The 12,825-nt window shown below is 50.1% G+C and carries 11 protein-coding genes and 1 tRNA gene; 1 reads left to right on the forward strand and 11 read right to left on the reverse strand.

The window, feature by feature from the left end:
* Positions 1-73 precede the first annotated feature (73 nt).
* The 10 genes from QL223_RS11610 to QL223_RS11655 form a co-directional block, all read right to left on the reverse strand.
* A complete protein-coding gene (locus QL223_RS11610) occupies positions 74-268 on the reverse strand; it encodes a DUF2065 domain-containing protein (RefSeq protein ID WP_002539404.1) in 195 nt (64 codons plus the stop codon).
* 78 nt (positions 269-346) lie between these two features.
* On the reverse strand, positions 347-1,234 hold the full coding sequence (gene hflC / locus QL223_RS11615) for a protease modulator HflC (protein WP_002539403.1): 888 nt from the start codon (positions 1,232-1,234) through the stop codon (positions 347-349).
* Between the two features lie 2 nt (positions 1,235-1,236).
* Positions 1,237-2,391, reverse strand: coding sequence for an FtsH protease activity modulator HflK (gene hflK / locus QL223_RS11620; RefSeq protein ID WP_281544819.1), 1,155 nt, complete (start codon positions 2,389-2,391; stop codon positions 1,237-1,239).
* 53 nt (positions 2,392-2,444) lie between these two features.
* Positions 2,445-3,734 (reverse strand): ribosome rescue GTPase HflX, encoded by a 1,290-nt coding sequence (gene hflX, locus QL223_RS11625; protein ID WP_281544820.1) that lies wholly within the window; start codon positions 3,732-3,734, stop codon positions 2,445-2,447.
* A 26-nt stretch (positions 3,735-3,760) separates the two neighbouring features.
* Positions 3,761-4,030: an RNA chaperone Hfq gene (gene hfq / locus QL223_RS11630; RefSeq protein WP_002539397.1), complete on the reverse strand. Its 270-nt coding sequence runs from the start codon at positions 4,028-4,030 to the stop codon at positions 3,761-3,763.
* Positions 4,031-4,125: 95 nt separating this feature from the next.
* A complete protein-coding gene (gene miaA / locus QL223_RS11635) occupies positions 4,126-5,052 on the reverse strand; it encodes a tRNA (adenosine(37)-N6)-dimethylallyltransferase MiaA (RefSeq protein ID WP_281544821.1) in 927 nt (308 codons plus the stop codon).
* Positions 5,045-7,033 (reverse strand): DNA mismatch repair endonuclease MutL, encoded by a 1,989-nt coding sequence (mutL, locus tag QL223_RS11640; protein ID WP_281544822.1) that lies wholly within the window; start codon positions 7,031-7,033, stop codon positions 5,045-5,047. Before mutL ends, miaA begins: the two co-directional genes overlap by 8 nt.
* A 2-nt stretch (positions 7,034-7,035) precedes the next feature.
* A complete protein-coding gene (locus QL223_RS11645) occupies positions 7,036-8,745 on the reverse strand; it encodes an N-acetylmuramoyl-L-alanine amidase (RefSeq protein ID WP_281544823.1) in 1,710 nt (569 codons plus the stop codon).
* Between the two features lie 4 nt (positions 8,746-8,749).
* Positions 8,750-9,217, reverse strand: a complete 468-nt coding sequence (gene tsaE, locus QL223_RS11650; RefSeq protein ID WP_281544824.1) for a tRNA (adenosine(37)-N6)-threonylcarbamoyltransferase complex ATPase subunit type 1 TsaE — start codon at positions 9,215-9,217, stop codon at positions 8,750-8,752.
* A gap of 34 nt (positions 9,218-9,251) precedes the next feature.
* On the reverse strand, positions 9,252-10,745 hold the full coding sequence (locus tag QL223_RS11655; RefSeq protein WP_281544825.1) for an NAD(P)H-hydrate dehydratase: 1,494 nt from the start codon (positions 10,743-10,745) through the stop codon (positions 9,252-9,254).
* Between the two features lie 50 nt (positions 10,746-10,795).
* On the opposite strand from QL223_RS11655, the gene queG reads away from it, so the two are divergent.
* Positions 10,796-11,923 carry a tRNA epoxyqueuosine(34) reductase QueG gene (gene queG, locus QL223_RS11660; protein ID WP_281544828.1) on the forward strand — a complete coding sequence of 376 codons (1,128 nt, stop codon included), beginning with the start codon at positions 10,796-10,798 and terminating at the stop codon, positions 11,921-11,923.
* 671 nt (positions 11,924-12,594) lie between these two features.
* Here the strand turns inward: queG and QL223_RS11665 are convergent.
* Positions 12,595-12,670, reverse strand: a tRNA-Gly gene (locus tag QL223_RS11665).
* Between the last annotated feature and the right edge of the window lie 155 nt (positions 12,671-12,825).

A 12,825-nucleotide genomic window follows, 5' to 3' on the forward strand; every position in this document is an offset into this window, starting at 1 on the left:
AAGGATGCAGTCATTTTTTGAGCGCCGTCCTGCTTATGGTCATCGGGCTGTCACAGTTTTTTGCTCTTTCGATTTACTTGGACGGCCACATCATATATGCGATTACCGCACCTGCGACGACTAAACACCCGCCAATGCGACGTAGCGTAGCATCAGGTAACAGGCTCATTTCGCTGACCATTTGCCGCCATTTTTTCGGTACCAACATCGGCCCCAGCCCTTCAACTACCAGCACTAAACCCATTGCTAGCCACAACTCATTGCCCATTTTTTACTCTCGTTCGTTTGGATAAAAAAAAGACAAGGCATGACGCCTTGTCTTTTCTGTTTTGCTGCCTGGCAACGATTAGTTTGCCTTCAACGTTGGCTCTTTCATGTACTGGAAGAACTCACTGTTCGGGTCGACTACCATGATGTCGCCCTTGTTGTTGAAGCTCTTCTCGTAAGCTTGCAGAGAGCGCAGGAAGTTATAAAACTCAGGCTCTTTGTTGAAGGTGTTTGCATAGATCCTTGCAACTTCTGCATCCGCCTCACCACGTGTTACACGTGCAGTACGCTCTGCTTCTGCCAAAACGGTAGCCACTTCCAGTTCAGCCTGAGCGCGGATAACTTCCGCCTTCTCACGACCTTGTGAACGGTGACGACGGGCAACAGTTTCACGTTCAGCACGCATACGTGCGTAGATTGACTCACTGATTTCATCAGGCAGGTTGATCTTCTTGATACGAAGGTCAATCACTTCAATGCCGATGTCGTTAGCACTTTCCTGAAGTTCACTCAGTACGTCTGCCATCACCTGCTCACGCTTCTCGGACACGATCTCCTTAATGGTTTTCGAACCGATTTCTGCACGCAAACCATCTGCCACTTTACGTTGCAAAAGGGCTTCAGCAGTCAGACGGTTACCACCACCTGTTGAAAGGTAGTACTGACCGAAATCTTTGATTTTCCACTTCACGTAGGAGTCGATGATCACGTCTTTTTTCTCAGACGTTACAAAACGGTCTGATTGGTCATCCATGGTCTGGATACGTGCATCTAGCACTTTAACGCTGTCGAAAACAGGAACTTTAAAATGAAGCCCCGGCGGGTAAATTTTCGCCATGTCATCGTCAGCTTTCAGTACACGACCGAAACGAATCACAATACCGCGGTCTCCTTCGTCGACGACGAATACTGACATCAAGCCTAAAACGAGCGATATGATGATTAGAGGAATTAACAACTTACGCATAATTAATATCTCCCCTGGCGCGAAGTCGACGAACGGCTGTTGCTTGGCGCTGCAGATTGCGTCGAGCTTTCCAGCTCAATGCCGTAATCTGATGCATTGCTGTTAACCGTGGTCGAACGTTGCTGAGGAGTTTGGTTCATCAGCTTATCCAATGGCAGGTAAAGCAGGTTGTTACCGCCTTCCTGTGAATCAATCAACACTTTACTGGTGTTACCGAAGACGTTCTCCATGGTCTGGAGATACAGACGGCTACGCGTGACTTCAGGTGCAGCCTGATATTCAGGCAGCAGTTTCTCGAACTGCGCTACGTCACCCTCTGCTTCATTAACGGTTTTCTCTTTGTAACCCAGTGCTTCTTTCTTCAGACGCTCTGCACGACCCGTTGCTTTAGGCAAAATATCGTTGCGATAAGCTTCTGCTTCACGAATGAAACGCTCTTCATCCTCACGCGCTGCAATGGCGTCATCGAATGCGTCTTTGACCTGCTCCGGTGGACGTGCTGTATCAAAGTTTACGTCAACCACCAGCAGACCCATGTCGTAACGGTCCACGATACGGTTGATTTCAACTTCAGTGCGTTCACGAATTTCCTGACGACCAGAGGTCAGGATTTGGTCCATCACAGCATCACCAATCACTGCTCGCAGCGCAGAGTCAGTTGCCTGACGTAGGCTGTCGTCGGCATTGGTGACCGCAAACAGGTATTTCTTCGGATCAGCAACGCGATATTGCACGTCCATTTCAACACGCACAACGTTTTCGTCTTTGGTCAGCATGTCGCCCGAGCCGCGCAAAGAACGGATTGCCTGAACGTTTACCGGAGTCACTTCATCGATAAACGTTGGCTTCCAGTTCAGACCTGGCTGCACAATGCGGTTGTATTCGCCAAAGCGCAATACGACACCACGCTCTGCTTCACCGATAGTGTAAAAGCCTGAGACACCCCAGATAACTGCACCCACAACGGCAATTACGCCCAAACCAGCAGCACTGCTGCCACCAAAAGACGGCCCTTTGCCGCCAAACAAGCCACTCAGTTTGCGGCTTAGCTTGCCAAACACCTCATCGAGGTCAGGCGGCCCTTGGTCACGACCTCCGCGGTTTCCCCACGGGTCTTTGTCCTGACCGCCATTGTTTCCTGGCTCATTCCACGCCATTAGAGCACTCCATCAGTATGATATGACGATAGTTTTTATACTGTAACAGGCTGTCAGTTGACGATAAAGTCGCCTAACTCACTGCCTTCCCTTTTTTTCAACCTCAACCAGTCTGTTTGAGGTAACCGCACGTCGACCAGCAAATGTCCGTCCTGCTCGTATTCTTCATGCGTAATACAGCGCAACTGACAGAATTTACTGTGCATTCTGCCGATAGCCGCAGGTGGAATACGTAAGCGATAGCTTACCATAGTCCCCGCCAGCCTCTCGGTCAGTGCCTCAAAAAGAAGATCTATGCCCTGATCTGCTAGTGCAGATACATAGACAACACGAGGTAAACCTTCTTCATCACGCTCAATTCGTGGCGAGGCTTCTTCCATGTTGTCAATTTTGTTCATCACCAACAGTGTTGGGATTTCATGAGCATCGATTTCTTCAAGTACCACGTCAACCGCTTCGATGTTCTCGCGGAAGCGATCATCACTGGCGTCGATAACATGCAGAAGCAAAGCTGCTTCCTGTGTTTCCTGCAAAGTGGCTTTAAACGCCGCGACCAGATCGTGCGGTAGGTGGCGGATAAAACCAACGGTATCAGCAAGAATCACGTCACCAACATCTTCCACCTCAATCTTACGCAACGTCGGATCTAGGGTCGCGAACAGCTGGTCCGCTGCATAGACCCCCGCTTCAGTAATGCGGTTAAAGAGGGTGGATTTGCCAGCGTTGGTGTATCCCACCAGCGACACGGTTGGTACTTCAGCACGGCTTCGAGCTCGTCGCCCTTGCTCGCGCTGTTTAGACACTTTCTCAAGTCTACGCAAAATTGCCTTAACGCGATCACGCAGCAATCGACGGTCAGTCTCAAGCTGGGTCTCACCCGGACCACGCAAACCAATCCCCCCTTTCTGACGCTCCAAGTGCGTCCAGCCTCTGACGAGTCGGGTGGAAAGGTGGCGAAGCTGCGCCAGCTCGACCTGCAACTTACCTTCGTGAGTGCGGGCACGCTGTGCAAAGATGTCCAGGATCAGACCAGTGCGATCAAGCACTCGACATTTGACCAGACGTTCAAGGTTTCGTTCTTGCGCAGGAGAAAGCGCATGGTTGAAGATAACAATGTCAGCCCCTGTCAATCGAACAGCATCAGCAATTTCTAGGGCTTTACCTTCACCAACGAAGTATTTGGAATGCGGGGACTGCCGACTGCCCGTAATGGTTTGCAGCCTGCTAACCCCCGCTGACGATACCAGCATTTCAAATTCGCTGAGATCTTCCCATTCGCCTTCCTGGGTGAAGTTGATATGAACTAAAACAGCCTGTTCACCGGCTTCATAACGGTCAAACAAGCGATCAACTCCTTACCAAAGGATTATTACTCCTCAGTCTTCTCTTGCTGACGTTCATTTGGCGAACGCTCAGAGTTGTTATGATGGTGGTTCACTGGGCGAGCTGGGACCACGGTAGAAATCGCGTGCTTGTAAACCATTTGGTTTACAGTGTTTTTCAGCAGGATCACGAACTGGTCAAAAGATTCGATCTGGCCCTGAAGCTTGATACCGTTTACCAAATAGATAGAAACAGGTACACGTTCACGACGCAGTGCGTTCAGAAATGGGTCTTGTAGAGATTGCCCCTTAGCCATTTTTAATTTTCCTTATTGGTTTGTAGTTGTATTAGCAACAATAAAATCAACAATGCCGCTTACAACAACCCAAAGTATACCTGTCTCTTCCTAGATCAGGTCAGACACTTTGTGACTGTTTGTAACGATAGCTCGGCATCGTCGCTATCAAGCCATGTCAAATTATCCCAGCTGCGAAGCCAGGTGATCTGACGTTTGGCTAACTGACGGGTTGCGCACACACCGCGATAAACTGCATCGTCAAGCGAACAGCTACCCGCCAAATAATCCCACATCTGTCGGTACCCAACGCAGCGGATCGACGGCATATCAGGATTCAGATCGCCACGATCATACAGCTTGCGTACCTCCGCTTCGAAACCCGCTTCCATCATTTTCTGGAAACGCAGCTCAATACGGCGATGCAGTTCTCCCCTTTCCTTAGGGGCTATAGCAAATTGGTGAACCTCATATGGCAATGGTTCACCTTTGGTTTCGGTCAACTCAGTGAGAGTTTTACCCGAAATACGAAAAACTTCCAGCGCTCTCGACAATCGTTGAGGATCATTCGGGTGGATCCTCGCACCTGCGACAGGGTCAATGTTGCATAACTCATCATGCAAAGCCTGCCAGCCGTGTTCCTTTGCTTCCTGTTCAATTTTAGCGCGAATCGCTGGATCCGCGGGTGGCAAAGGTGACAAACCTTCTAATAATGCTTTGAAGTAAAGCATGGTACCACCAACCAAAAGGGGAATTCTCCCTTTTGCGACAATCTCTTCCATTTCCCGCAAGGCATCAGCACGGAAATCAGCCGCTGAGTAAGCTTCTGACGGATCGAGGATGTCGATCAAACAGTGTGGAGCCAGTGCCAATTCATCTGCAGTTGGTTTGGCGGTGCCGATATCCATCTCTTTATAGATAAGGGCGCTGTCGACACTGATGATCTCGACAGGAAATTGTTTTCTCAGGCCGATCGCCAGATCGGTTTTACCCGATGCGGTAGGCCCCATTAAAAAAATTGCCTTCGGCAATGGCTTAGTCATGTTTAAAAGCTTCTATTGCCGCTGCTACGTCAACCGGACGCAACAACGTTGAATAATGCACCGCCAGCCTTTCCTGCCAGCAGTTTTCTAAGTCAGAGATCAGTGTAACGGCTTGTGATAAACCATAGACGTCTGTTTTTTGCGTCGCCTGAGCTGCAAACCAGTTTGCCAGCAACTCAGCCGACAAAGTGTCAGATTCGCTGGTAAGAAATGTCATCAACGAAGGAATGAGCTGCTGCAAGTTATGATTGCGTACTGGCTGACAAACCGCCATCACCATCAATTGGGTTGGCGACTTTTGACGAAGAAGCATACCAAATTGCTGAAGCAGACTTTCATGTTTCGCAATCAATGCCAATTCTTCCGTCGAAGCGGGTAGCGCCTGTGGGATCAGAAGCGGTTGTGCTTTCAAGCCTTCACCCACTGCCGCAGCATGGAATTGTCCAAGCATGGCGAGGTAAGAGGCGGCATCCAAATCCAGTAGGGCAATACCCTCAGCACGTTGAAGCAACAAATACTTAGACGACACCACGGCCAACGCCTTACCTAAGCCATTTCCTGCATGCCCGACGGAAACGGGGGTTTGCACTACTGATGAAGGCACAAAGACAGGTGGCGCTTCGGCTACCTGCGTATCAGCAGGTGGGACAACAGGCGTTGTCATGAGTGCTTGATACACTTTTTGTTCACGCTTTGATGGGGCGTTATCACCATATTGCTCTCGGCGAGAGCCGCTGCCAGATGAGTGGCCAAGGCTTGACCCTCGTTGACTTTGCCCTGACGACTGTGGCCGCCATTCTGTGTGTTCAGTCTGACCAGGGTAGTTTGAGTATGAGGCATTTCCCGCCCCCTGAGGCTCCAACGAATCATGAATTTCAGGTGTTGGGGTGTCAGGCATGGTTTCAGGCTGGGTAGCATTCTGCCCACTGCTGAGATCACTCACTGGCGGATGTTCAAACTCAAGTGCAGGTGCTTGTTCCGCTGCAACTTGCATCAGAGCATCGGCTACAGCCTGATAGATAAAGTCATGAACCAAGCGGGCCTGATGGAAACGGACTTCATGCTTGGCTGGATGAACATTCACATCCACCTGGTGCGGGTCGATGTCAATATAAAGAACGTAAGCGGCGAATTGATCGGGACGCAATGATGCTTCATAGCCCTGTCGAATCGCGTGATTGATGAGTTTGTCTTTCATCATCCGCTGGTTCACAAAGCAGTGCTGAATATCGTTCTGTGCCCGCGCACCTTCCGGCGTACAAATCCAGCCATGAAGGGTTAAACCCTGATGTTCAAGGCTCACTGCCACAGAGCTTTTTACAAACGGCGAACCGCAAATAGCCGCCAGTCGCTTTTCACGCTGGGCATCGTTCGATGCTGCGCGGTACTGGCGCACGATGGTGCCGTTGTGACGAAGGGTAATAGCCACATCAAAACGGCTCAACGCAATGCGCTTCAGAAGCTCATCAATATGGCCGAATTCGGTTTTATCAGTGCGGAGAAACTTGCGGCGGGCTGGTGTATTAAAGAATAAATCCACCACCTCAACCGTCGTGCCGACTGGATGAGCCGCAGGTTTAACCTGCACAGCCATATCACGACCTTCCGCATAGGCAGACCAGGCTTCTGATTGAGTGATCGTTCTCGATGTCAGGGTGAGTCGCGATACCGAGCTGATACTCGCCAGTGCCTCACCACGAAACCCAAGACTGATAATCGCTTCGAGGTCATCAAGGCAGGAGATCTTGGAGGTCGCGTGACGGCTGAGCGCCAATTCGAGTTCTTCTTTGGCAATGCCTGAGCCGTTATCTCGAATACGGATAAGCTTGCTGCCGCCTTTTTCGATATCAACATCAATGCGGGTCGCCCCCGCATCAATGCTGTTTTCAACGAGCTCTTTAACGACAGAAGCAGGCCTTTCAACCACTTCTCCTGCCGCAATCTGGTTTGCCAGACGTGCAGGTAGGATTTGAATTGCCATGCTTAACTCCCGGGAATAATCAGGGTCTGGCCGATAGCCAACTCGTCAGAACGCAACTTATTGGCACGACGGATACTGTCTACCGTCACCCCATAATTGCTGGCGATTTTACCCAGATACTCTCCGCGTTGCACTTTGTGCTGCTTGTCTTTGGGCTGGACACCCACAATTTTCAGTCTCTGCCCTATCGCCAGTTCATCTGAGCGCAGCTTGTTGGCACTGCGAATACTGGCAACACTGACATCATATTCCTGCGCGATTTTACCCAAGAACTCTCCACGTTTGACGGTGTGAGTCACGGTTTTACCCGAAGGTGACGCGGGTTTTGCACTGGCACCTGAAGACGAAGGTTTCGAGGCGTTAGTCAATGCCCCAACATTGACATCAGGCACTGTCAGAACCTGACCAACTTTCAGGTTATTGGACTTCAAGCCGTTTGCCGCTTTGATCGCCGACACTGAGCTGCCGTATTTACTGGCGATGACAGACAGAGACTGGCCTGACGTGACTTTGTGTTTAACGCCGTTCTTACGCGCAGCCATCAAGGTGCCGTCTGGCGGGAAATCCTCAAAATAGGTCAACACACCTTTATATACAGCATTGGCAATCTTGTTTTGGTGGCTGGAGCTCAGCAACAGCTTTTCTTCCTGCGGGTTGGTGATAAAACCCGCCTCAACCAACAGAGATGGAATATCTGGGGATTTCAGCACAGCAAGACTCGCGTGTTCCGGGCTGGATTTGTGAAGTTTTGTCACTTTACCCATTTCTTTCAGCACGCGAACTGCAACGTCATACCCCTCTTTCTGTGAGTTACTGAACTGCAAGTCCAACACCGCACGGCTCAGATATTCGTCCTCGTTGTCATTCAGCAGCGCACCACCACCTAACAGGTTCGATTGCTCTTCGTGCTTCTCAATCCAACGACCAATTTCACTGTTCGCGCGACGACGGGACAGCACCCATACAGACGCTCCGCGAGGCTGCGGTTTGTGGAAACCATCAGCGTGAATAGACACCAACAGATGCGCTCCCTTACGGCGGGCAATATCCGAGCGCTTGTTAAGATCGACGAAGTAATCACCATTACGCGTCAGTACCGCTTTCATGCCTGGCACCGCGTTAATCTTGGCGGCGACTTGGCGCGAAATAGCCAGTGTTACGTGCTTTTCGTATTTACGTCGCGGTCCCACGGCACCCGGATCGTTTCCTCCGTGGCCTGGGTCAATAGCGATAATAATGTCGTCGGTACCAAACGGCAGTGCGGTCTGGGTTTCGGCTGTAGCGGCAGGCTTGGCAGGTTTCACCGCGACGGTTTTCTTTCCGTGAGGAATATCAATCACCAGACGGTGGCCATATTCACCGCCGGGTGCCAGCGGAAACAGGCGCGGGACACTTTGATCCTTAAGCTCAAAGACCAAACGGTATGTTTTGTTGTCAGGCGGATTGCTCTTGCGGATTTTCGTCAGTATTTTACTGTCGCTGACCGTTTTAGGCAGTGTCATCCCCAAGGTCGTGTCTTTCAGATCTACCACCAGGCGATTCGGTTTGGTCAGGGTAAAATAGGTATAGGAAGGCTCATCGGCCAAATCCATCACCACGCGCGTTTCATCCGGCGCAGGCCAGATCCGCACATTTTCCAGTGAATTAGCCAGCACAGGAGAAAGTGCACCTAACCAGCATAGCAACCCTGCTAACACGCCCCGCCAAAGCATATCGTTATTTCCACTCCAGTTTTGCCAGCAACGCTTCACCAACAGGCGTATTGGCCTGAACCTGCACTGTGCGTTGTTCATCGTTATATTTCAGTGTGATATCAAGATCAGGTTGCGGCAACAAACCTTCGCCTTTTTCTGGCCATTCAACCAAACAAAGTGCGTCAGGTGTGAAGTAATCCCGGATCCCCATGAATTCAAGTTCTTCGGGATCAGCCAATCGGTACAGATCAAAGTGATAGACTTGCCAGCTATCCAGTTGGTAGGGTTCAACCAGAGTATACGTCGGGCTCTTCACGTTGCCAGAATGGCCAAGAGACTGGATGAATCCGCGAGAAAAAGTGGTTTTCCCTGCGCCCAGATCGCCATGAAGATAAATGGTTGTTTGCTGCGCACAGGCGGCTGCGACAGCTGCACCAAAGGCCACTGTTGCTTGCTCATCGGCAAGCTCAGTCATAAAAGTCTGTGTCATGTTTCTCACTGCTTTTCTGCGATAAGGCGCTACCCTATCGCGATTCTGTTTTTATGTTGTTGCCAAGAAGCGGGAGCAAATCACTGGCGATCAGGCCACGCTCACCGTCTTGTGCTGCAATATCTGCTGCATAGCTATGTAAGTAGGCACCAAAATTGGCTGATTCCGACAGCGAAGACATCTGTGCCACGCATCCGGCAATCACACCGGTCAGAACATCCCCCATGCCGCCACTGGCCATTCCAGGGTTGCCTGCATCGATGATCTGTAAAGTGCTGCCATCATAAACGATTGTGCCTGCACCTTTAAGCACCACCACGCCACCATAGCGTTTATGTAACTCTTTGACGGCAGAAAAACGATCCCGTTCAATTTCTGTTACGTGAGTACTTAATAAATTTGCGGCTTCTCCAGGATGTGGAGTCAAAATCCAGTTATCCCTGCGCATCGGGAAGCATGCCAAGAGATTCAGTGCGTCTGCATCCACCACCATGGGGCTCCCACACGCCACCGCGGCATCAAAGAGTTTCTTCGCCCACTCGCTTTGACCAAGACCGGGACCAATGGCAATAACATCAGCCCATCGCAGTGTTTCGTCTAGCGCTTCAATGCCGTCACCTTCAAGCCACCAGTGTGTCATCAGTTCAGGCTGACGGGCCAACACTGCCGGAATATGGCTTTCATCAGTGAGCACCGCGACCAGCCCGGCGCCGCTTCGCAGTGTCGCCTGACCACTGAGGATAATGGCACCACCCATTCCTTTTTGGCCACCAATACATATGACACGTCCAGCATGCCCTTTGTGTGCACTATTTTGGCGTTGTGGCTCCAGTGTCTTGGCATGAGAAAGCGTCAGCAGTGTAGACGAAGCAGGGATATGCGCAGCAAACTCCTCTCCAATACCCAAACCGTCATAGAGAATGTCACCACAATGATCGCGCGCCTTGCCGGTAAAGAGGCCTTGCTTCAACCCTACAAAGCTAACCGTACAATCTGCAATGACGGCCTCACCCCAGATGTGCCCGGTATCCGCATCCAAGCCACTGGGAAGATCCACCGCGATCTTGGGGCAGTTAATCGCATTGATAGCATTCACTGCTAACAGGTGTGCGCCGGATAAATCGCGGCTGAGCCCGGTACCAAAGAGTGCATCAACGATCAGATCATAATCACTATCAGGAAAGGCACCTTGCCCAATCAAGCCACCCGCAACCACAAATTTCTGCTGTGCTTTTAACGCATCGCCGCTAACACTAGATGGATCGGTAACCGACCAGAGAGTCACCGACATATTAGCTTCCAGAGCTAATCTCGCAATAACATAGCCATCACCGCCGTTATTACCGCTACCACAACATACGAGGATCGACTCAGCATCAGGCCAACGATCTTTGATCGTTTCAAAGACAGCACGGCCTGCGAGTTCCATCAGGTTGTACATTTCTACGCCAAGATCTGCTGCGATCTTGCGCTCTCCGTCTCTGACCTGATCCGATCGGTAAAGCGAGTGTGGTAGACTTGCGCTCATCTTAGTTTTTCCTTGCTGATCTTATGTCTGAGTCCCGATCTTCATCGTCGATCAATTTTACCCAACTTGCTGAAAATATCAGGCAATGGGGACATGAACTAGGATTTCAGCATATTGGGATCACTGATGTTGATCTCAGTCAGCATGAAGCTCAGTTGCAACGTTGGCTCGATAATGGCTATCACGGGGAAATGGAATGGATGGCGCGCCATGGCATGATGCGCGCCCGTCCTCAAGAGCTGGTTGAAGGCACAGTCCGCGTGATCAGTGCCAGAATGAACTACCTCCCGCCAGATGCAGGGTTTGCAAAAACATTGGAAACGCCTTCTCTCGCCTATATCAGTCGTTATGCGCTTGGCCGTGACTACCACAAACTCATCCGCAACCGCCTGAAAAAATTAGGGCAAAGAATTGAAGAAGAAGTTGGGAAGTTCGGCTATCGACCTTTTGTCGACTCCGCCCCAGTTCTGGAACGCCCACTGGCAGAAAAGGCAGGTCTTGGCTGGACAGGCAAGCATTCACTGTTGCTCAGTGAAGACGTCGGTTCCTGGTTTTTCCTGGGCGAACTGCTGATTGATCTGCCCTTACCAGTGGATGAGCCGACAGAAAGCCAGTGTGGCAAGTGCGTAGCATGTATTACCTCTTGCCCCACAGATGCCATTGTTGGCGACACCATTGTCGATGCCAGACGTTGTATTTCTTACCTCACGATTGAGCTTGATGGTGAAATCCCAGAAGAGTTCCGCGAGGCGATGGGGAACCGAATCTATGGCTGTGATGACTGCCAGTTGGTTTGTCCATACAACCGCGAAGCTGAGTTAACCAACGAGTCTGATTTTTATGGGCGAGAAAGCTTGGTCCAGCAACCTCTGAAAACGTTGTTCAGCTGGGATGAATCCACATTTTTGAAAGAAACTGAGGGTTCGGCCATTCGCCGTATAGGCCACGAAAAATGGCGCCGTAACCTCTCTGTGGCCATGGGAAATGCCCCTTATGATCCAGAGATTATTGAACTTTTGGAATCGGCCAAAGGATTCTCTGCTATGCTTGATCAGCACCTTGATTGGGCGCTTGAACAACAGATTAAACGCCGGAATGAACATGCTGTTGATGTTCTGCCTTCCTCAACCAAGAGGTTAGTCAGAATCGTTCAGAAAGGTCTACCAAGGGATGCCTAAGCGCAATCGTGCGGTAGTGGAAAGTCACCTATCTGCTCAAAATTAATGCAAAAACAAGACATAGATTCACTTCTTCTGCGAAATGTGGAAAACCTTTTCAGTACGCTATAAAACAGTGCATGCTGATAAAGTTAAACACACTCTGTGAATAATCTCAGATGAAAGTCACGAAAGGTGATGAAACTGGGGATAATCTTTTGAAAACATTGAAACCCGAAACTTTAAAATCATTAAAAACATAGAGTTACAATAAAAACAATTCACAGGAATCAGTTTTCCACCGATCAACATCCGCACAAATAACTCTGAGTAACGTCACATCTTCTGATATTCATCAACGGCTTTACCCACAAGCTAGACTTTGTGGATAACTCTGTTAAGAAACACGATAAAAAGGTGCTCAAAGCGCGATGCAGACACGTTCCTGCAAAAAACTCATTCAGATTGTATTTGGGCTAGACCTTGCCCGGAGATAATGCTTCACAGCATTAAAGACAACGACCCGCTACACCCTAAAAATAACTGGTGCATTCAATGCGGAGTGTTGGTGCTTACAGATGATGTTCTGTAAGAAATTTGGAGCGATACATGAGGTTCCTGCTCTCAAGGCAAAAGACGTGACCTCAACCTTGGCTTTGATACCTGCTGTAGCGCACTTCCAAATGGAAGTTTGGAGCGACACACGAGGTTCGAACTCGTGACCTCAACCTTGGCAAGGTTGCGCTCTACCAGCTGAGCTAGTGTCGCATTCAAAGAGCGTCCGAAATGCTTCGGTAAATTTGAATCAAACGGCTAAATTTGCCATTCGAGCTTTCTTATCGAAAGAAAATTTGGAGCGACACACGAGGTTCGAACTCGTGACCTCAACCTTGGCAAGGTTGCGCTCTACCAGCTGAGCTAGT

This window comes from Grimontia sp. SpTr1 (assembly GCF_947387585.1).
GTDB classification, from domain to species: domain Bacteria; phylum Pseudomonadota; class Gammaproteobacteria; order Enterobacterales; family Vibrionaceae; genus Enterovibrio; species Enterovibrio indicus.

Excerpts from the sequence above, each read along its gene's own strand:
- hflC (WP_002539403.1), bottom strand. The coding sequence starts at position 1,234 with ATGCGTAAGTTGTTAATTCCTCTAATCATCATATCGCTCGTTTTAGGC.
- hflK (WP_281544819.1), bottom strand. The coding sequence starts at position 2,391 with ATGGCGTGGAATGAGCCAGGAAACAATGGCGGTCAGGACAAAGACCCG.
- tsaE (WP_281544824.1), bottom strand. The coding sequence starts at position 9,217 with ATGACACAGACTTTTATGACTGAGCTTGCCGATGAGCAAGCAACAGTG.
- QL223_RS11655 (WP_281544825.1), bottom strand. The coding sequence starts at position 10,745 with ATGAGCGCAAGTCTACCACACTCGCTTTACCGATCGGATCAGGTCAGA.
- QL223_RS11610 (WP_002539404.1), bottom strand. The coding sequence starts at position 268 with ATGGGCAATGAGTTGTGGCTAGCAATGGGTTTAGTGCTGGTAGTTGAA.
- hfq (WP_002539397.1), bottom strand. The coding sequence starts at position 4,030 with ATGGCTAAGGGGCAATCTCTACAAGACCCATTTCTGAACGCACTGCGT.
- QL223_RS11645 (WP_281544823.1), bottom strand. The coding sequence starts at position 8,745 with ATGCTTTGGCGGGGCGTGTTAGCAGGGTTGCTATGCTGGTTAGGTGCA.
- miaA (WP_281544821.1), bottom strand. The coding sequence starts at position 5,052 with ATGACTAAGCCATTGCCGAAGGCAATTTTTTTAATGGGGCCTACCGCA.
- mutL (WP_281544822.1), bottom strand. The coding sequence starts at position 7,033 with ATGGCAATTCAAATCCTACCTGCACGTCTGGCAAACCAGATTGCGGCA.